Source organism: Aridibaculum aurantiacum (assembly GCF_017355875.1).
GTDB classification, from domain to species: domain Bacteria; phylum Bacteroidota; class Bacteroidia; order Chitinophagales; family Chitinophagaceae; genus Segetibacter; species Segetibacter aurantiacus.
Window position 1 is genome coordinate 1,068,879 of the sequence record NZ_JAFEWC010000001.1, and the last position, 21,175, is coordinate 1,090,053.

General features: G+C 44.8%; 13 protein-coding genes. 10 read left to right on the top strand and 3 right to left on the bottom strand.

Annotated features, from left to right (window positions below; genetic code table 11):
* Positions 1-205 precede the first annotated feature (205 nt).
* The 5 genes from J4N22_RS04410 (at position 206) to J4N22_RS04430 (ending at position 7,851) form a co-directional block, all read left to right on the top strand.
* Entirely contained in the window at positions 206-892 is a 687-nt protein-coding gene (locus tag J4N22_RS04410) for a response regulator transcription factor (protein ID WP_207492486.1), read from the top strand.
* A complete protein-coding gene (locus tag J4N22_RS04415) occupies positions 889-2,256 on the top strand; it encodes a sensor histidine kinase (protein WP_207492487.1) in 1,368 nt (455 codons plus the stop codon). Before J4N22_RS04410 ends, J4N22_RS04415 begins: the two co-directional genes overlap by 4 nt.
* A 70-nt stretch (positions 2,257-2,326) precedes the next feature.
* Positions 2,327-3,634 carry a TolC family protein gene (locus tag J4N22_RS04420; RefSeq protein WP_207492488.1) on the top strand — a complete coding sequence of 436 codons (1,308 nt, stop codon included), beginning with the start codon at positions 2,327-2,329 and terminating at the stop codon, positions 3,632-3,634.
* A gap of 7 nt (positions 3,635-3,641) precedes the next feature.
* Entirely contained in the window at positions 3,642-4,739 is a 1,098-nt protein-coding gene (locus tag J4N22_RS04425) for an efflux RND transporter periplasmic adaptor subunit (RefSeq protein WP_207492489.1), read from the top strand.
* Between the two features lie 4 nt (positions 4,740-4,743).
* The gene (locus J4N22_RS04430; RefSeq protein ID WP_207492490.1) at positions 4,744-7,851 is read left to right on the top strand and encodes an efflux RND transporter permease subunit; all 3,108 of its coding nucleotides are present in this window, start codon (positions 4,744-4,746) and stop codon (positions 7,849-7,851) included.
* A gap of 169 nt (positions 7,852-8,020) precedes the next feature.
* On the opposite strand, the gene J4N22_RS04435 is transcribed toward J4N22_RS04430, so the two are convergent.
* Positions 8,021-9,028, bottom strand: coding sequence for a bile acid:sodium symporter family protein (locus tag J4N22_RS04435; RefSeq protein ID WP_207492491.1), 1,008 nt, complete (start codon positions 9,026-9,028; stop codon positions 8,021-8,023).
* Positions 9,029-9,411: 383 nt separating this feature from the next.
* Between J4N22_RS04435 and J4N22_RS04440 the strand changes: the two genes are divergently transcribed.
* The 3 genes from J4N22_RS04440 to J4N22_RS04450 are packed head-to-tail and all read left to right on the top strand — an operon-like array spanning position 9,412 to position 13,695.
* Complete coding sequence (locus tag J4N22_RS04440) at positions 9,412-10,911, top strand: tetratricopeptide repeat protein (protein ID WP_207492492.1); 1,500 nt, start codon at positions 9,412-9,414, stop codon at positions 10,909-10,911.
* Positions 10,895-12,538 carry a glycosyltransferase family 2 protein gene (locus J4N22_RS04445; RefSeq protein WP_207492493.1) on the top strand — a complete coding sequence of 548 codons (1,644 nt, stop codon included), beginning with the start codon at positions 10,895-10,897 and terminating at the stop codon, positions 12,536-12,538. Before J4N22_RS04440 ends, J4N22_RS04445 begins: the two co-directional genes overlap by 17 nt.
* The gene (locus J4N22_RS04450) at positions 12,535-13,695 is read left to right on the top strand and encodes a glycoside hydrolase family 26 protein (RefSeq protein WP_207492494.1); all 1,161 of its coding nucleotides are present in this window, start codon (positions 12,535-12,537) and stop codon (positions 13,693-13,695) included. Before J4N22_RS04445 ends, J4N22_RS04450 begins: the two co-directional genes overlap by 4 nt.
* Positions 13,696-13,826: 131 nt before the next feature.
* On the opposite strand, the gene J4N22_RS04455 is transcribed toward J4N22_RS04450, so the two are convergent.
* On the bottom strand, positions 13,827-15,332 hold the full coding sequence (locus J4N22_RS04455; RefSeq protein ID WP_207492495.1) for a S8 family peptidase: 1,506 nt from the start codon (positions 15,330-15,332) through the stop codon (positions 13,827-13,829).
* A gap of 422 nt (positions 15,333-15,754) precedes the next feature.
* Here J4N22_RS04455 and J4N22_RS04460 point away from each other — a divergent pair, with 422 nt between their 5' ends.
* Together J4N22_RS04460 and J4N22_RS04465 are read left to right on the top strand one after the other, a co-directional pair.
* A complete protein-coding gene (locus J4N22_RS04460; RefSeq protein WP_207492496.1) occupies positions 15,755-16,570 on the top strand; it encodes a sterol desaturase family protein in 816 nt (271 codons plus the stop codon).
* 153 nt (positions 16,571-16,723) lie between these two features.
* Complete coding sequence (locus tag J4N22_RS04465) at positions 16,724-19,150, top strand: DUF4982 domain-containing protein (protein ID WP_207492497.1); 2,427 nt, start codon at positions 16,724-16,726, stop codon at positions 19,148-19,150.
* An 86-nt stretch (positions 19,151-19,236) separates the two neighbouring features.
* Here the strand turns inward: J4N22_RS04465 and J4N22_RS04470 are convergent, their stop codons facing one another.
* Positions 19,237-21,132, bottom strand: a complete 1,896-nt coding sequence (locus tag J4N22_RS04470) for an ice-binding family protein (RefSeq protein ID WP_207492498.1) — start codon at positions 21,130-21,132, stop codon at positions 19,237-19,239.
* Between the last annotated feature and the right edge of the window lie 43 nt (positions 21,133-21,175).

Below are 21,175 nucleotides of genomic sequence, written 5' to 3' on the forward strand. Positions count from 1 at the left end.
TGCATAAGTGAAGAATGAATGGTGATATTTTATTTGGAATGCTGCTTCTAATAATACATCATTGATGTTCCTGTGAATTTTACAAGTAACTATCAGGAGCGAATGCTATTTCTTTGAGCCAAGGGTTAAGGTTTTGTTGTGACGCCGCTGGCAAGCCAAAACTTCTATCAGCCTATCTTTACTTTATGAAAAGGAGCAGTGGTGCATGACAATACTGATAATTGAGGATGATCCTACATTGGGCAACAACATAAAAGAAGCACTGGAGGCGGAAGACCTGCAGGCAGAACTGGTATTTGACGGTCAGCTTGCTGACAGGATGTTGCGCAAGAATAATTACGACTGCGTGATAATGGATGTAAACCTTCCCGGCAAGACTGGCTTCGACCTGTGCCGCGACTTTCGCACCATCAATGGACACACACCCGTGCTGATGATAACAGCCTTCAGTGAACTGGATGATAAGGTGAGGGGTTTTGGCTGCGGTGCCGACGACTATCTTACCAAGCCTTTTTTCATGCGCGAACTGCTGCTGCGCGTACACGCCCTGCTGAAGCGTGCAAGGTTTAAGAGCAGTGGAGGTAACGGCGATAACAAGATCTATGCTGCTGATATATCCATTGATCCTGCAAAGAAGCAAGTGTACCGCCAAGGAACAGAGATAAGCCTGACGCCACGCGAATACCAGATACTGGAGCGCCTTTGCGAAAATCATGGAGAGGTGGTGCCAAAGCAAGAACTGATACGGGAAATATGGGGCACTTCAGTAGATGTGAACACCAACACCATTGAAGTTTACATCAACTTTTTGCGCAATAAGGTAGATAAGCCATTCGGCAAAAACACCATCAAAACCAAGGTCGGGTACGGCTACTACCTCGATACAGAATGAAGATACGCAGCAAGATCCTCGTCAACTTTTCTATCACTGTTTTAGCCATTACAGCACTCTCTTTGTGCCTGATCTATTTCTTGTATGCAGCCAACCGCGAAGAAGAATTTCAGCAGCGGCAGAAAGAAAAAATTGAAATAACCATCAGCCTGCTGCGGCAATACAAGGACATGAGTGAAAGCCTTACCGGCATAATGGACCAGCTTACCATCAACGACTTTTACGATGAGAAGATGCTGGTATTCGACCAAAACAAAACGCTGATTTATGCCAGTGTTGATGATCTTCCTATTAACAACTATACGCAGCTACTGAGTAAGCTTTCGCCTGCTAATCATTGGGTAGAAACAAGGGAAGGTAAATATGATGTAGTAGCCATTTATATCCAGAGTGGCAGCAGGAGCTTTTATGCTATCAGCAAGGCATACGATGCGTATGGCTTTGCCAAGCTCAACTTCCTTCGCAATACCATGCTCATCATTTTCGTGGTGACGGTACTGGTAGTGCTGGCTGTCTCATTTCTTCTTGCGCGAAAGATATCTCAACCACTGGCTGATCTTACAAAGCGGCTGAGTGACTTTAAACCTGGAGAAGAACAGGTGGAAATGGGAACGCAAACCAACACGTACGAGATCCATTACCTGAACCAGAAATTCAATGAGCTGATGCTGCGAACCAATGAAGCTTTCTTGTTTCAGAAGCATAGCATCCACCATATCTCGCACGAGCTAAAGACACCGCTGGCTGTTCTTGTTTCGGAGTTAGAAAAACTAAAGAATGTAACAGACATCGAACTGGTGCGGCAGCAACTTGAAAACCAGGTAGCAAAAGCCAAGTCGCTGGGCAGTATGATAAACGTACTGCTGGAGATTGCGAAAATGGAATCAGGACAGACAATCCCATCACAGAGCATACGCGTAGATGAACTGATATTTGATGTGATAGACGAACTGGTGAGTGTATACCCGCATTTCAATTTTGATGTGCAATACCAACCAGAGGAATTTGATTTTGAACGATTGACCATAACGGGCAACGAAATGCTGATCCGCCAGGTCTTCCTCAACCTGCTAACCAATAGCATCAACTATTCTGATAACAACAATGCGCAGTTGGTAATCAACTGCTCCTCATCCAGCACCGTTACTATCTCAATAATGAATACAGGCCAGCCGGTAAGTAAGGATGAAGAGCCTTTTCTGTTTGGGCGCTTCTTTCGTGGCAAAAACAGCAAAGGCAAAATGGGGTTTGGTCTTGGATTGATCTTGAGTAAAAAGATAGTAGATCATTATGCAGGAAAAATCGAGTATCACAATCCTGCTGCTAACGAAAATATCTTCAGGGTTCAGCTGCCCTTAAGTTGATCTTTATTGACCTTAAGCTCATTTTAAGTCCTCTTTTAAGACCATTGCACCTCAATCATTGGTGACAATCATGAGGCGCATTTTTTACAGCTTTTTATTTCTTCTTTCTCCTCTCTTTTTCTCTGTAGCTACGGCACAGCAAGACACGTTGCGGCTTACCCGTGTCCAATGCGAAGCTATCTTTTTAAAACAAAACCTGCAGTTAATGGCGGACAGGCTATCTATCCCGCACGCTGAGGCAATGGTGCTGCAGGCGGGGCTGTGGCCAAATCCAAATGTATCAATTGATGAAGTGAACCTGTGGGCTACACAAAAGCAGGTACAGGTATTTGGTGAAGGGCTGAAAGGTTTGGGCAACAGCAACTTTGGAAGAAATCAACAAATAAGTGTATCGGTAGAACAACTGGTGTTCACTGCCGGCAAACGAAAAAAACTGGTGGCGCTGGAACAGGTTGGGGTGGAGCAGTCCAAACAATATTTTGAAGAGCTACTGCGTAACCTAAAGCTCGAGCTGCGGCAACAACTTACTACAATGCAATACTTGCAGTTAAACCGAGGTATCTATGAGAACCAATTGCAGTCGGTGAAACAACTGACTGCAGCTTACCAGCGGCAGGTGCAGCGCGGTAACATACCACGTGGAGAACATACCAGGCTTAAGGCGCTGGAACTGGAATTGGCGAAGAATGCAAACGACCTGTCGCAGCAAATTTATGCTGCACAGAAGGAGTTGAAACTGCTTCTTCACTTAGATCCTACTACCACACTTGAGATCCTGCCTGCCGGTTTTGAGCGGGATCTCAAAGGGTTTGATCAACTGTCGCTGCACCAGCTGGTACTCGCTACCAAAGATCATCGTCCCGATCTTAAACTGGCTCAACTGGATAAAGATTACTCCAGCCGCTTGTATGATTATGAAAGAGCCATGCGCGTTCCCGACCTGACGCTAAAGGGTGGCTACGATCGTGGAGGCAACTTTATGTACAATTTTATTGGCTTTGGTGTGTCGCTCGATCTTCCATTTACCAACCGCAACCAGGGCAATATAAAAGCTGCGCAAATAGGGCTACAGCAGGCAAACCTGCGCCAGCAGCTAATGGTGCAAACGGTGGAGCAGGAGGCAGTGCTGGCATGGCAGAATGTGGCTTCTTCCGTAGCCTTCTTACGAAGCATTGAACAGGATTATGAGGCCAACCTTGATGACCTGCTTTCAGGCTATACCCGCGCCTTCACATCGCGCAATATCAGTCTGCTCGAATACCTCGATTTCATGGAAGCTTACCTGGGCAACAAGAAGATCATTCTTGATGCTACCAGGGAAGTGAACGAAAGAGTAGAAGAACTGAATTATACCATCGGACAAGACATTTTGAAATAACCACAACATGAAAAACTCCATTTTTTCTTTGATGCTCCTCACGCTGCTCATAAGCAGTTGCAAGCAAAATGAAAAGCAGGCGCTTGCGTCACAACCATCTGACTTCTGCCTTGATGACCAACTGCAAAAGGACCTCAATATTGTGCAGCCGGGTAAGAAGACAATAGAAGAACCCATTTCGCTAACAGGTGCTGTAGAGGCTAACCCCGATAAGGTGGTGCATTTTACCAGCCTTGTAAATGGCATTGTATCGGCTACTTATTTTTCACTGGGAGATAAAGTAACCAAAGGACAGGTACTTGCTGAATTGCGCAGTACCGAGTTAAGCTCGTTGCAGTCTGAGCTCTCTTCACTGTCGTCGCAGATACAGGTGGCGGAGCAAAAAAAGAAATCTGTTCAGTCCATGTTCGACGATGGTATTGCTTCGCAAAAGGAACTGTCGGAGGCGCAAAGCGAGCTGGACATACTGCGATCACAGCGCCAAAAGGTAACAGCTGATCTTTCACTGTACAGCGCAAGTGCAGGTAAAGGTGTGTTCCAGATAAAAGCACCTGCATCGGGTATAGTAACAGCAAAGACAGTATCAGCAGGCACACAGATCACTTCAGAAGGTGAGCCCCTGTTCACCATTTCTAATTTGAATGAAGTATGGGTAACGGTGAATGTATATGCTTCAAACATTCGTAACATACAGCAGGGAATGCCGGTGGAGATTAAAACACTATCGTATCCCGGCGAAACATTTACTGGCAAAATAGCAGCCATTTCACAAGCGCTGGATGAAGAGGCAAGGGTACTAAAGGCAAGGGTGGTGCTGCCCAATCCTGGTTTCCGCCTGAAGCCGGGAATGCTGGTAGATGTAATGGCACTCAAGCAGCAATTGGTAGAGGCCATTACCGTACCTACGGCTGCACTTGTTTTCGACAACAACCAGCATTATGTAGTGGTGCAAAAAGATCGTTGCAATATAGAAGCACGGCAGGTAGAGGTGCTGGCAAATCATAACGGTACCACCTTCCTTCATTCCACTTTATCAGAATCCGATAAGATCATATCCAAGAACCACCTGCTGATCTACGAGCAGTTGAAGAATTTCCAAAAGTAACTGCATGCAAAAGTTTGTTCAGAATATTGTAGCGTTCTCGCTCAAGAATTATATCGTCGTCTTTTTTCTTACTGCCTTGTTATTGGTAGTTGGAATCATCAGCTATATCAATACACCCATTGAAGCGTTTCCCGATGTTACCAACACACGTGCTCGCATCATTACCCAATGGCCAGGCCGTAGCGCCGAGGAGGTGGAGAAGTTTGTAACGCTTCCCATTATGAAGCAGATGAATACGGTACCGCGCAAGTCGCAGGTGCGTTCTATTTCATTGTTTGGATTGTCTGTAGTAACGGTAATTTTTGATGATAACGTAGATGATTTTTACGCCCAGCAATACGCTGCCAACAGGCTACAGGGTGTTGATCTTCCGGAAGGTGCCGATGCCGGTATAGAGCCTCCTTATGGTGCTACAGGAGAGATATTTCGTTATGTGCTGAAAAGCAATAAGCCTATTAAAGAGCTTACTGCCCTGCATGATTGGGTAATAGAAAGGGAACTCGTTTCTGTGCCGGGTGTAGCCGATGTGGTAAGCTTTGGTGGTGAAGAAAAGATCTACGAGATAAAGATCAACCCTACTGAAATGGCGAACTACGACCTGTCGCCGCTGGAGGTATATGATGCTGTGTCCAAGAGCAACATCAATGTAGGTGGTGATGTGATAGAGCGCGGTAGCCAGGCTTATGTAGTCCGCGGTGTTGGCTTGCTTGAAAGTTTAGAAGAAATAGAGAACATACTGATAGAAGTACGTGGCTCAACGCCCATTTTAGTGAAGCATGTAGCGGAAGTAACGGTGTCAGCAAAGCCAAGACTGGGTGTTGTAGGGCTGCAGGATTCTGAAGACCTGGTACAGGGAATAGTGGTGATGCTGCGTGGCGAAAACCCGGGAGACGTTATAGCAAGATTGAAAGAAAAAATTGCTGAACTGAATGAGCGTATTCTGCCAAAGGATGTTTCCATAGAACCTTTCATTGATCGCACAGATTTGGTAAAAACAACAGTGAGCACGGTAAGCAAGAACCTGATAGAAGGTATCATACTCGTGTCGCTGATCGTGTTTATTTTCCTGAACAACTGGAGGCTGACAGTAATTGTAGCGTCTGTCATTCCGCTGTCTTTCCTGTTCGCCATTACCATGCTGCGCATAATGGGAATGCCGGCCAACCTGATATCAATGGGTTCATTAGATTTTGGTTTACTACTGGAAGGAGCACTGGTGATATCTGAAGTGGTATTTGTAGGATTGGAGAAACGGGCCCACCAACTGGGCATGGAACGTTTCAATAAGATCTCCAAAAGCGGCATCATTAAGAAGAGTGCCGGCAGTGTGGCTTCTTATATCTTTTTCGCGCTTTTCATCCTCATCATTGCGCTGCTGCCCATATTCGCATTTCAAAAAGTAGAAGGGAAAATGTTCTCTCCACTTGCTTACACACTTGGCTTCGCCTTGTTTGGCTCGTTGATACTGAGCCTTACCTATGTGCCGGCTATGTGTAAGGTGCTGCTCACAAAAAACATCGTGGAAAAGGAAAACCTGGTTACCCGCTCATCGCGGCAGGGGCTGTTTAAAATGTACCTCTTTACAGCCAAGTATAAAAAAGGAACCCTAATCACATTCGTGGCATTGCTGGTCATTTGTATCATTGGTTTCCTGAACCATGGTACCGAGTTTTTGCCGAAGCTAAACGAGGGAGCTGTTTATGTACGAGCTACTTTACCTAACAGCATCAACCTGGAAGAATCAAAGCGGTTGGCTAAAGAGATGAAAGCAAAATTGCGCACGTTCAACGAAGTACAATTTGTACTGAACCAGGTGGGACGACCAAACGATGGCACCGATCCTACAGGCTTTTTCAATATAGAATTTCACATACAGCTTTATCCTGCCAAAGAGTGGAAGCGCAACATCAACAAAGATGAACTGATAGAAGAGATGCGGTCTACACTGCAGGTTTACCCGGGCATTGTGTTTGGCTTTAGCCAGCCCATACAAGACAACGTGGAGGAATACGTGGCAGGCGTAAAGAGCTCGCTGGTGGTGAAGATATTTGGCAACGACCTGTTTAAGCTGGAGGAATATGCTGACCAGGTAGCAGGTGCTATTAAGGATGTAAAGGGAATTCAAGATTTGAATGTTTACCGCAACATCGGCTTGCCTGAGCTACGTATAAAGCTGGATGAAAGAAGGATGGGCAGGTACAGCGTCTCAATGGCGGATGCACAGGCGGTGATAGAGATGGCCATAGGTGGACGTGCTGCAACCAGCTTCTACGAGAATGAACGCATGTTCGACGTGCGGCTGCGTTTTCAAAAAGAATATAGAAACGACCAGCAGAAGATAGGAGAGATACTGATACCAACGATGAGCGGTAAAAAGGTGCCGCTGCGCGAAATTGCTGACATCAACTTTATCACAGGTCCTACATTTATCTACCGCGAAGGAAGCAGCCGTTATATAGCTGTAGGCTTCAGTATAGAAGGACGTGATTTGGGTAGCACCATAGAAGAAGCACAGGCAATGGTGACCAAAAATGTAAAGCTACCGCCATCGGTAAAGATGGAGTGGGCAGGAGAATTTGAATCGAAAGAGCGGGCAACACGCCAGCTGGCAGCCATCGTTCCAGCATCATTGTTACTGATCATCTTCCTGCTGTGGATCAACTTCGACCGCAACCTGAAAGACACGCTGATTTCTTGCCTGGTTATACCGTTTGCTTTCATCGGTGGTTACCTGTCGCTATGGCTAACAGGAACGATCTTCGGTATATCTGCAGGTATCGGCTTCATCATCTTATTTGGTGTAGCTACCATTGATGGTATTGTGTTGATAGGCAACATACGCCAAAACCTGAACAGTCGGCAGCCACTAAAGGCCGCTATTTCAAATGCAGTATTCTCACGTATTCGTCCAATTTTAATGATAGCACTGATGGGTTCAGTGGGGCTATTACCTGCTGCGCTTTCCAGTGGTATGGGTTCTGAGATACAGAAGCCGTTAGCCATCATGATCGTAGGAGGATTGATCGTTTGTATGATACTGTCACTAACGGTGTTGCCGCAAGTGTTTTACCTGGCTTACCGTAAAACGCACATCAATAAGGATAACAAGTAGAACACAGCCATAGTTTAGGGGGTTATGCTATCATGCCTGGGAAGCATGCAAGGAAGAGGTTCTCCTCTTCCTTTTCTTATTTGGTTTAAATGGTCTTACAACTCCCAATACTCCTCACTTCCAGCCACTAATCACTAACAACTAACAACTAACAACTAACAACTAACACCTACTTCCTCCCCCTCGCCATCCTCTGTGCTATCATGCTTACGATTACCAGTTGCAGTGCATGGTACAGCATCAACGGCAACAACAATATGCCGGTGATGGTACTATTAGCAAATAAAACTTTTGACATAACAGTACCGTGTACCAGCGACTTTTTAGAGCCGCAAAAGACGGCTGTAATCTTATCTTCACGATTGAAAGAAAGCGCCTTGGAGACCAGCATGATCAGGCCGTAGGCAATGAAGAAAAGCAGCACCAGGCTTATTCCCAATAACACCAGTTCCAGCATCCCGATATTGCTGAACAGGTTCTCTGCAAACGACTCGCAGAACGAAGTATAAACGATCGACAGGATAACAGCCTGGTCGAAATACTTTAGCTGTTTCTTAAATCTTACCGCCCACTGGCCCCACTTCCTGTTTAGCAGAATGCCCAGGAACACCGGCAACAAGACTTGCAAGGCAAGCTTTGTGATCATGTCAGAAGTATCCATGCTATCACCAGATCCAACATCCACCAGGCTCATCCAAAGCGGTGTAATGAACACACCTATGATGCTGGAGATACTGGCGTTGAAGATGGCTGCAGGTATATTGCCTTCTGCTATTGATACCATCACTACCGATGAAGAAACCGTGGATGGCAAGCTTGCCAAAAAGAAAGTACCCAACCATAATGGATAGGTCTCTCCAGTAAACAAGCCTTTGCAGCTTAGTATGAGCAACGGGAACAATATGAAAGAACTGGCATGGACTACCAGGTGCAGGCGCCAGTTGCGCAGCCCTGCACGCAGGTCACCAAAATTCAGCTTTAGTCCATAGAAAAAGAAGATGAATGAAACGCCATATCCTGAAAGCCTGGAGAGTGACCAAGGTCCTTCGCCTAAGCCACCTTGCGGGAACAGCCAGGCCAGCACGATCATCGCCAGCAGCAACAGGATAAAGGTATCCATCCCAAACCTGGCTAATACCTTCAGTGCCCGCTGCCCATATGTCTGCCTTTCACTCATACTATGTTTTGCCGGCGAAGGTAACGCTGGAAGCAATCGTATTACAGGCCTGCCAGCCGGTAAAAAATTGTAGAAGTTTTTAGACAGAGATATAATGCTTTTTCATGATGTTGTGTAATGGATGGTACAGTCGGTGATGTTCGTTACAACCAGGTCAGACAGTTTCAGTATAAATACGAATTGGAACAGTAGTTGTACTAGATAAAGCTCTTCTAATATATCTCACACAACTAAGGGTTTAAGGTGAAAAAGCTTCGATGGGGGTCGAAGCTTTTTCGATTCTACGCTGCGCCTCTGCTTAAGATTTTTTAATCTGAATATGTCTAGGTTCTTTTAAACGTTTAGGTTCTTTTAACATCTGAACCCTTACAACCCTTATTGCCTTGAGAAAATTAATGCTCCTGCTTTGCCTGGCTACCTATGTTAGCTCCTACGCTCAGCCACTTGACGAAATATTACAGAAAGCAAAATCATTTATTGATGCGGAACAATTTGCAAAAGCAGATATACTGCTGGCAACGTACGGTCAGCGCCATCCGCACCCGCACATCACACAGCTTCATGCACAGGTTCTTTATACCCAAAAACGTACAGCGGAGGCAGCAAGCAAATATGCAGAAGGCATTGAGCTATTTCCTGGTGCATATTACCTGCACTTGCACTATGGCAGGATGTTGTTTCAAACAGGTAACCTGCATGCAGCCGAACAACAGCTGCAGCAATACCTGGCAATAGATACAACCAGTGTAGAAGGTAATATCATGCTCGCTTACTTGCTGGTTTGGAAGGGTAACGTGAACAAATCAAAAAAGATCTGTCATCGATTGCTTCAGTCATACCCAAACAATAATGATATACTTGCTCTGCAGTCATACCTTGATCTTCAATATTCGTCCTTTGTAAAAGGAGGATATCAATACCTATCCGATGATCAGCCTGTTACAGCAACTCTTTATAATATAGAAGCAGCTATGCCACGGTCGGCTAGTCTTCATCCGCATATTGCTGCTACGTTTTTCAACTACAATACAAGCAGCAGTGTATTGAAGGGTGGCATTGTAAAAGCTGGCAACACTTTCCGGTTTGGTTACAAAACGCTATTCCGAACGGATGCAGGCATTTATATGCCTCACGGCAAAATATTCTTCATTGGCAGTGCCGGGCTCACACAAAAAATCAGTTCATCAGTAAGTGTACAGGTAGAGGGTGCGCTGTTGCCTTACCAGTTTACAGTAGCCAGTTTGTTGCAGCCTTTCACCTATAGTCAATTCTCAGGTGCTATCCAGTACAATAAGAAGGAGAAATGGTTAGGAAAAGCAGCTGTGGAGGTTCAAGGATTTGATGACGGAAGCCAGGTTTTTACCGGGTATGGTTGGTTGCTACTACCTGTTGTGCATAAAGAGAACTTCTCGCTGAAAACAGGCTATAGTTTTAGCTATGCCAATGCAACAGCAAACACTTACCGTCCTGCTGCTTCGCACGACCAGGTAATAGCTACACAGGCTCTTTATACTACCATAGCAGGTAGATACCAGCCGGTGTTTACGCCAAAGAACCAGCAGGTGCATGCAGTGCTTCTTAATTCAAATGTAGCCCTTGCCAAAGGGTGGCACTTGTTGGTGAACGGAAGCGTAGCTGCAAAAGCATCAGCAGATAACCCGGTATTGATACTGGAGAAGAATAACAGCAACGCATTCGTGATCAATAAATATTTCTACCGCCAGCCATATACGCCTGTAGAAGTTTCAGCATCGCTGCAAGCGCAAGTTGCGCCTGCACTTTCCCTACAAGCCAACTACCAGTACAGTAGTTTATTCTTCTATACACGCAACAGCATGAACCTCCAATTAAACTATCGATTTATACATGCAAGAAAGAATTGATCCCGCCCATTTGGTATTTAGAAAAGCGGCGCCGGTACAACCTGTTCATAAAGCTTTTCTTGCAGTGCTTATACTTACCGGCTTCTTTACCATCGTCCATTTTTTTGATTGGTGGTTCAGGCATGAGCACGTAGCAATCCTTCCATTGTTTCTCCTGCTCACACTCATTTTCTGGTGGGGTATAATTAGAATGATGGTTCTGTGGGTAGCATACCTAAAGATGAAAGTGCCGGCAAAGAAGCCACTTCACCGGCATGATATGCGGGTTGCCATCTTTACTACCAGCTCGCCGGGTGAACCAGCAAGTATGTTCGATAAAACATTGGAGGCATGTGCCCGCATCACCTATCCTCATACTACTTACCTGCTTGATGATACACAAGATCCGGCCTTTAGAGCGCTTGCAGAAAAGCATGGTGCGGTGTGGCTTGAACTGGTAGGCTATCCTGGTGCAAAAGCAGGTAAGATAAATGAAGCCCTCAAGCTGACGACGGAAGATTTTATACTGGTGCTTGATCCTGATCATATACCATTCCCAAATTTCTTTGACGAAGTGCTTGGTTATTTTGAAGATGAAAAGGTGGGTTTTGTACAGGTAGCCCAAGCTTACTACAACCAGTACAGATCTTTTACTGCCAGGGCTGCTGCTGAACAAACCTATGGGTTTTATGGCCCTACGCAGATTGGTATGAACGGAAGCAACTGTTCGGTAGCTATAGGTGCCAACTGTACCTTCAGGCGCACAGCTTTGGAAAGCATAGGTGGCCACGGCATAGGACTAGCCGAAGACCTGGTAACATCTATCCGCATTCATGCAAAAGGCTGGAAGTCGGTTTATGCACCTGTAATAGTAAGTCGTGGACTGGTGCCCGAAGATCTTGGTTCCTTCTGCAAGCAACAGTTGAAATGGTCGAGGGGTGTACACGAAGTGTTGTTTGCCGAACTTCCGCGGTTGTGGAAATACTTGTCGTACTGGCAGCGGCTTAGCTATTTTACAATAGGAACCTATTACATGTCTGGTTTGATAACCTTCCTGTTCCTGTGCTTTCCATACCTGTTTTTGTGGTTTGGCCTTTTGCCTGCCAATATGGATTTCATTGACTTTGCTGTGCACTGGTTTCCTATAGCCGTGGTAGGAGTAGGCATTTATCTATACGTGCAGCAATGGCTTTGTCATCCTGCAGCAGAAAAGGGGCTACACTGGCGGGGCATGTTTATGAAATTTGCCTGCTGGTATGTATTTCTCCGGGGATTCCTGTTGTCACTCATCAATCACGACATTCCTTACATTCCTACAGCAAAAAAAGCAGTAAAAAAATTAAGTCGTTTTGCCCGGCCTTTGTTTTTACACCAATTCATCTTCATTGCAACTATACTGCTGGTAGTAGTGCAACGAATTTATTTTACACCTGAAGCACGACGTGCATTGACCAGTGGTGAATTATGGGGAATGGTAGCCTTTGCTTCCATAGCATTCTTCATGACACTAGGGGGCACTTATGCGGCCATTAAATCAAGAACCATCAAAGCAGATGAGCCATGGGGACATATAGACCTTGATCAAATAAAAGCCTTGCCTGCTAAACATCATCAACAACAAACTATAAAGAAGGAGGAAACTGTATGATAGTTGCCAAACGATTTGCATCAATAATTTTGGTGCTGCTTATTAGTATCTCGCTGTTTGCTTTGCTACTGATGGCAGGCAGCAATAGTAAAGGGCCCCTGCAAGACCTGTTAAACATAGTGCAGGTAAAAGTTGCCGATGTAGAAAGTAAGTTAATGGAAAAGAGGGAGCGCCGTGCACAGCATATGCAATGGTTCAATGGTATACGAAACAACAAGAGGGCGTTGAATAGTGTTAATACCATATTGGTTGGAGCCTATGATGATGCTACCCACGAGTCGTACGAAAAGATAATCAGGCTTGAAGATTCGTTACATAATCGTTTGCCTATTATTTCGATCTACACGGCATGGGGTAGTAAAAAAGACCAGGTGTTTCCTTTGCTGCGGGCACAAGCTATTTACGATCTTGGCTCTATACCCATGATCACCTGGGAGCCGTGGCTCAATGATTTTGATCCGGCGGTATATCCTTTCAATGCTGCAGCTGCTAATAAAAACAAAGGTGGAATGAGAGCCGTAGCAGATGGAAAATATGATCAGTATATTGACCGCTGGGCACAGGATGCAAAAAAATATGGTTTGCCATTTTACCTGCGTTGGGGTCACGAAATGAATGATCCTTACCGTTATCCTTGGGGACAGCAGAACAACCAACCGGAAGATTATATAGCCGCATGGCAGCACGTGGTAAAGCGTTTCAATGCATTAGGTGCTACCAATGCAATCTGGATCTGGTCGCCGCATCCGGCTTATGATGCTGCACCATTTTATCCAGGTCATGCATATGTTGATTGGATAGGTATTACAGCACTCAATTATGGCACTGTAGCTACCTGGAGCCAGTGGTGGTCTTTTGATGATATTGTAGGCAAGGCATATGATAGCTTGTCGCTGTATGCCAAACCCATCATGCTAACTGAATTTGGTTCTTTGGCTGTTGGTGGCGACAGGGCCAAATGGTTTGACGATGCACTGCGATCGCTACCTGCTAAATACCCGGCAGTGAAATCTGTTGTATTCTTTCATGCAGCAAACGATCTTACCACCACATATAAAGCTCTTGACTGGAGCTTTGACCAGGACAAAGAAGTAGTAAGCGTGATCAGGAAAGCTGTAGCGAGCTGGCCTAAAAAGAGAAAAGTTGCAACACAGTAACGAGCGCCAGGAAAAACAAGTAAGCATGAGCAAGATGGTTCGTTGGCAACAGGTATAGCATCTGCTTTACATATTTCAGCATAAAAAAAGGAGGCTCACGAAGCCTCCTTTTTCTTTTTCTAATCTTGAAATTAATCAGCCGCCAAGCCAGAGTTGGTTATATCCTGCCAGGCTGCATGAACATCCAATCGACCATTAGTAACACATAAATTACGCACTCCGGTAGTAGGCCTTGCACTTCTTAGAATAGCATTCTTAATTGCAATAGCATCAGTTTTATTACCTGGAGTTAATCCCTTAGCTGCGGCATATAGTGCAACAGCACCTGTAACGTGTGGAGTGGCCATAGAGGTGCCGCTATATTTGCTATAGGTACTACCTGGTGTAGTAGACCAAACATTACTTCCTGGTGCAAACAGGTCAACATTTTTTGCACCATAATTAGAGAAGCTTGATTTCTTTCCATCAAGCCAAATAGAGCCTACAGAAATAATATTATCAACCGGGTAACAGGCCGGATAGCTAAGTTGCTTATCAATATTCCTGTTATTGTTTCCAGCTGCAGCAACAAATAAAATTCCCTTTGCTTCAGAGCGGATGATGGCGCTTTGCAACGCTGTCGACTTTGATCCTCCACCCCATGAATTATTTGTAGCAACTATGTTGTAACGCAACTGGCCGTTTGCATAATATTTTAGATTAGTAACATAATCTATGGCAGCTATGGCTGCATCTGTGGTGCCTCCATTGTCGCCAAGGAATTTTGCAGACAGCATCCTGATATTCCAGTTGACACCAACCACTCCAATATTGTTTCCGCCTTTAGCACCTATTGTCCCGGCTACATGCGTACCATGATCATCAGCAGCACCTTCGTACACATTCTTAGTATTGTTGACGAAGTTCCAGCCATAGGCATCATCTATTTTTCCATTGCCATCATCATCAATTCCATTGCCAGGAATTTCTAATTCAAGTTTTACCTGGCCTGCAAGGTCTTCGTGGTCAAATTGAACACCTTCATCAATAACGGCTACATATACAGTTGCAGATCCTTTTTGAGGAGTCAAAGAATAATTGATTGTACCATCAGCATTCACCCCTTTGGCACCAGTCCATGCTTCTCCGGCACGTGAACCATATTTGTTCTTGTTAGGGGTAGTGTATTCACCCATCAAACCCCAGGTATTCTCACTCGTGTTGGTATAAATTGGATCACTTGCATCAGGCTCACCAGTAGCAAGCGGTATATGACGTAAAATGTAATTTGGTTCTGCAAATTCTATCTCAGCCAGGTTTTGCAGTCTTTCCAGCGCTACCATTACTCCATGCGGCACAGTAAGAACATAAATACCTTCAGTGTCACCAGCGTTGATCATAGCCTCTGTCACAAGGTGTTTCTTGATCTTGCCGCCAATTCTATTCAGCGCATTGGCTCTGCCGGTAGCTGTAGCATTTGGAATAAACTTAACCAGGATCTCGTCTGCAACAAATTCATCAGTAGCACCAAAAGGAGGAGCTTGTTCTCTTGCCATCAGTGCACTCTGTTCAATCTCAGCTTGCTGCTCTATTTGCTTTACGCAACCTGTCATCATCGACAAGGCCAGAATTGCACATGCAAAGGTCTGTTTCTTCATGTTGTGTTAGGGTGTTTGATTATAAAGGAGCGGTAAATTAAGGATAATAACTACTTCTTATATTAGGTTTTTTTGTCCTGCAGCGCGTGCAGGTATTTACTTTCTAGACGAAAAAATACAAGTAGCTGCTGCTGATGTAGTTAAATAAATTCTGCAAACTTTCGCCGATGTTTATTTGTAAAATAATTATATATGTACAGAGGCGAAATGATCAGTATACTCAGGGTTTTTTTAGCAGGTTATGTAAGAAGTAAGGCAGCAAGAACTAAAGAATCTATGCTTGGCCGCGGCTTTATAATTTTGCAAAACGATAATCGTTCTGTTTGTATAGCAAAATGATATTTGCAAATTATTCGCGTGTCACTGCGGTAGTTACTACTATGGTAGCAGGCGGATGTTAAACACCTTTATACGCAGGTTCAATGGAAGTAATTGTAGAACAGCTAGCCCTCTTATTCAGCATCACGTTATTTCGATACCTCTTTATTGCAGGTGTTGCCTTCCTTATTTTTTACAAACTGTTTCCACGCAGGATGAAGAAAAATAAGATCCAGGGCAGGTCTGCAGGTAAAGCTGATTTCATACGCGAAGTCGGTTATTCGGTCACTACTTCCTTAATCTTTGCTGTCATTGGTTTTCTTGTTCTTTATACGCCATTTAAACAGTATACACTGGTGTACGACCAGCTGGATGCTTTTCCTTGGTGGTACCTGCCGGTGAGCGTTGTGTTAAGCCTCGTCATTCACGATACTTATTTCTACTGGATGCATCGCCTGCTACACCACCGAAAGATCTTCAGGCTGGCGCACCTGGTGCATCATAAGTCTACCAATCCGTCGCCGTTTGCATCTTACTCTTTTCATTTCATCGAATCTATTGCTGAAGGAGGCATATTAGTGTTGCTACCGATGGTCCTGCCAATGCACCCCTTAGCAATTATGCTGTTCATTGTTATCGGGTTTATCATCAATGTTTATGGCCACCTTGGCTACGAGATCATGCCGCGTTGGGTAAGGCATAGCTTCCTGTTCCAGGTCATCAATACTTCTGTACATCACAACCTGCACCATAGCAAATTCAAAGGAAACTATGGGCTTTACTTTAGGCATTGGGACAGGCTCCGCGGCACCGAGCATCCTGATTATGTAAAAGAATACGACCGTGTACAGGCGCAGCGTTTTGCTCGTAAAAAAGAAGAGAAGGAAACACAGCCAGCACCTGCTTCTTTACGTGCTTAAACTTCTCCTGGCATACATCAGCTCTTCCTCAAAGCTATCACCAATAGCTGGGTATTACCGCCACCTTCAGTTCAGCATTTCATGCTGCCTGTCCTCCTTTTGCAATAGCTAATTGTGATATCTTTCAAGCCTCAACACAATAAGGGTTTGCATATGAGGCATCTGTTCATTTTTCTTTTCCTGGTATTTTCTTTTCAAATAGCATCTGCCCAGGGGCGGGTTGTAACAGAACTGACTGACGGCTGGAAGTTCAGCAAGGGGAAGCAGGACGCAGCTTTCCAGGTGGCTTTTGACGACAAGAACTGGCAGACAGTAAGCGTGCCGCACGACTGGGCTATCTATGGCCCTTTTGATAAGGAGATAGATAAGCAGGTAGTTGCCATTACGCAAAACAACGAGAAGGTAGCTTCTGAGAAGACAGGCCGTACCGGTGCCCTGCCTTACATAGGTGAAGGCTGGTACAGGAAGGAATTAGACCTGTCGCATGTAAAACCAGGGCAACGTGCCATCATCTTATTTGAAGGAGCCATGAGTGAACCGAAAGTATACCTGAACGGTCATAAAGTAGGAGAGTGGAACTATGGATACAACTATTTCTATTTCGACATAACAGACCAACTTTTTGCTAGTGGTAAAAATCTACTGGCTGTTCACCTGCAAAATGTAGGTCAATCATCGCGGTGGTATCCTGGTGCAGGTCTTTACCGGAAGGTGAGTTTGATAGTAAAAAATGCAACACACATCAACCAGTGGGGAACATTTGTTACTACACCGCTCATCACCAAAGATGTTGCAAAGGTGAACATCAAAACTAAAGTAACAGGTAAAGATGTAAGACTTGTAACAGATATACTGGATGCTGATGGAAAGAAGGTTGCCTCCGATACAGCACGCACTCTATTCGCTAATGAATTTGAGCAGAATATTGCTGTAGCTACGCCGCATTTATGGAGCCCTGAAACACCCTACCTGTACAAGGCTGTTACCAAGCTATATTCAGGCAATGCATTGCAGGATGAAGTTACTACCCGCTTTGGTATTCGCCACATAAGCTACTTGCCGGGTACCGGCTTCAGTTTAAATGGGCAGGTACGTAAGTTCAAAGGCGTATGCCTTCACCACGATCTTGGACCGCTTGGTGCGGCTATTAATATTGCTGCTTTACGCAGGCAACTACGCATCCTGAAAGACATGGGCTGCGATGCTATCCGCAGTTCGCACAACATGCCATCGCAGGAGCAATTGGATCTATGCGACGAGATGGGCTTTATGTTTTTAGCAGAGAGCTTTGATGAATGGGCAAAGCCTAAAGTGAAAAATGGTTACGCTCGTTTCTTTGCCACTGATGCAGAAAAGGATGTTGTGAACCTGGTACATGCTACGCGCAATCATCCTTCTATTGTAATGTGGAGCTCAGGCAATGAAGTGCCGGATCAATATGGTGCAGAAGGTGTTAAACGCGCAAAATGGTTGCAGGATATCTTTCACCGGGAAGATCCTACACGCCCTGTTACGGTAGGTATGGACCAGGTAAAGGCAACCATGGCCTCAGGCTTTGGTGCCGTGCTTGACATTCCGGGATTGAACTATAGAACACATCTATATGAAGAAGCCTACAAGGCATTCCCGCAGGGTTTGTTGCTGGGTTCCGAAACTGCATCAACAGTTAGTTCCCGCGGCGTTTATAAGTTTCCTGTAGTAAAGGCAAGGGAAAAGCAATACGATGATCACCAGTGCTCATCGTACGACCTGGAGTACTGTAGCTGGAGTAATCTACCCGAAGATGATTTCATTCTGCAGGATGATAAACCATGGGTGATAGGAGAGTTTGTATGGACAGGTTTTGATTACCTGGGCGAGCCAACACCGTACGATAATAAATGGCCTTCCCGCAGTTCTTACTTTGGTATCAACGACCTGGCAGGTTTGCCTAAAGACCGTTACTACCTGTATAGGAGCCGCTGGAATACCAAAGATGAAACCTTGCACATTTTGCCGCATTGGAACTGGCAGGGAAGGGAAGGAGAAATCACGCCGGTATTTGTTTATACTAATTACGACAGTGCCGAATTGTTCATCAATGGACGGAGCATGGGTGTGCAGAAAAAGCATAATGCGACGCCGCAAACAAGGTACCGCCTGATGTGGATGGATGTAAAATACGAGCCGGGAACAGTGAAGGTAGTAGCCTTTGGTAAAGATGGTAAGCCTGCTGCTGAAAAGAGCATAACGACTGCCGATAAACCTCACAAGCTGGTGGTGGAGGCGGACCGAACCACCATTGATGCGGATGGAAATGACATATCGTTCGTTACAGTTTCTGTGGTGGATAAGAAAGGTAATTTATGTCCAACGGCTGCCGAGCAATTGCAATTCTCTGTAACAGGCAAAGGCACCTATCGTGCAGCATGTAATGGTGATGCCGCTTCATTGGAGCTGTTTCATTTGCCGACCATGAAAACCTTTAGCGGCAAGTTGGTAGTCCTGTTGCAATCAACCAAAGAGCCCGGGGAAATGACGTTAACTGTTACAGGAAAAGGACTGCAGGCAGCGAAGCTTCAGGTGAGAACGAAGAGGTAGTTGTGACGTTTTGGTGTAAAGAGAACTTTATAATAAAAAAGCTCCTGCAATGAGATCATTCCAGGAGCTTTTTTCACGTGCAGTATTTACTGCTTTATAAACTGTATGTAGTTCTTGATCGATGTTCCTGATATGCTAAGGGTATACATACCCACAGCAAGTGCATTAGCATCTATCTGTACACTGTTATGGCCTGCCTGTAACGCTACCTGCCTGGTTGTTACTATTCTTCCCGATTGATCAGATATGGTGTAAGTGATACATTCATTCTTTTCAAGTACCAGCACGAGTGTGGTAGTTGATTTAACCGGGTTTGGATAAAGTGATGCAACTGTTGCTTTTGCTTTAAGCTGTATGGCTACAATAGCAGAATAACTGAAGCGGCCATCTATATCCATCATCTTAAGCCTATAAAAAGCCACAGGTGCTGCAATAGATTTTGTGTTAGCTACAAAAGAATAACTCCTGCTACCCGTTGAATTACCAGCGGCATCTACAGTGCCGGTCTTAATGAAGTTTCTTCCGTCAGTGCTTGCTTCTACATCGAATTGCAGTGTGTTCTGTTCATTTTCTGTTTTCCAATCAAGCAGTGCAAAGCTGTTTTGCAATTTGCCACTAAAAGAAACCAGCGATAATGGGAGGGATGTACAGCCTTCCGTCATATTTACTGTAACAGATGTTGTGGTCAATGCACCATTTGTAGTCATTGCCCTGCCTTCCAGCCTTACACCTGTAGGAAGATTAACTGCACCGTTGTTGCTGATAAATGTTCCTTTCAGATCTGCATTGGTTCCAATAGTGATTGCGCCATTAACGATCCAGTACACATTCCTTGCCTGGGTTCCATTAATTAAACTTACTGCAGCAAAAGAACCCGAAGAAAGTGCACCATAGATCTTAATTACAAATACCGCATTAGCGTTTCCTTCAGCATCCAGGAACAAGGTATCTACAAACGAAGTGGCACCATTCAAAACATACGTATGTGGCGTAAGAACAAGTCCCTGCCCAAATTGTGCAGGAAATAATAATTCAATATCAGCAGTTAAAGCATTGAGGTAAGTTCGAGCATTTATCAGGGCGGCAGCAGCTGCATTGGTTGAATTATCAGGTATCGGATGTATCGTCCCCTCTACCCTCAATGCATCGTAGCCTGTGGTCAAGCCTACATTAGTTCCTATATCGCCTTTTACTGTTGTAGTACCCGTGTTATGAACATCTTCGTTTCCTGAAAGCAGCGCATAACAGATTGCAGAACCAAGATCAGGTGCTGTAGGTCCGTTCAGTACAACGCTTCCACAACCTGATGGGATTTTTGCTGTTGTATTATTAATGGTAACTGCTCCGTTGATAGATAGCAACCTGCCTTCAATGTTTGCACCCGATCCTACACTAATAAAATCGTTATGTGCAATCACATTTCCTTTCATCACTGACAAGGAACCAAGTGATGCCGCACCTTCTATCTTCCAGAAGATATTACAAGCCAAAGCGCCGTTGATCAATTTTACTTCGGAACCAGTAGTAGAACTGAACGCAGCAGATATCTTAAAGATGAATACTGCATTTTGATTTCCCTGCGCATCCAGTTGAAGTATACCACTAAGTGTGGTTACCCCCGAAATGTCGTATACACCTGCTGTAAGGGTAGTGCCATTGCCTAGCAACGGAGCATGCGTTGCTGTAGGTACAGCACTGTTAAGTTGGTTGTAAGCGCTGTTCAGATTATTGGTTGCGCTTGCAGTTGCACCATCGCCGCTATGCATTACACCATTCACATTGCCAAAGCCGGTAGTACCACCATTATTGGTACCTACATTGCCTGTTAATTGAGATTTGTTGGTATTGCCTATAGCGCCTATTGTAGTGAAGATGACAAAGTTTGCTGATGTGCCTAAATTGATTACCTGTGCAAAAGTTTTAGAGGAAATAGATAGTAGCGTAATAACAGCCACTACGGGGAGTAGAAATTTGTTTTTCATGTAAATATTGGATGATGCGAATTAATTTTCGCTCCAGGCAAAT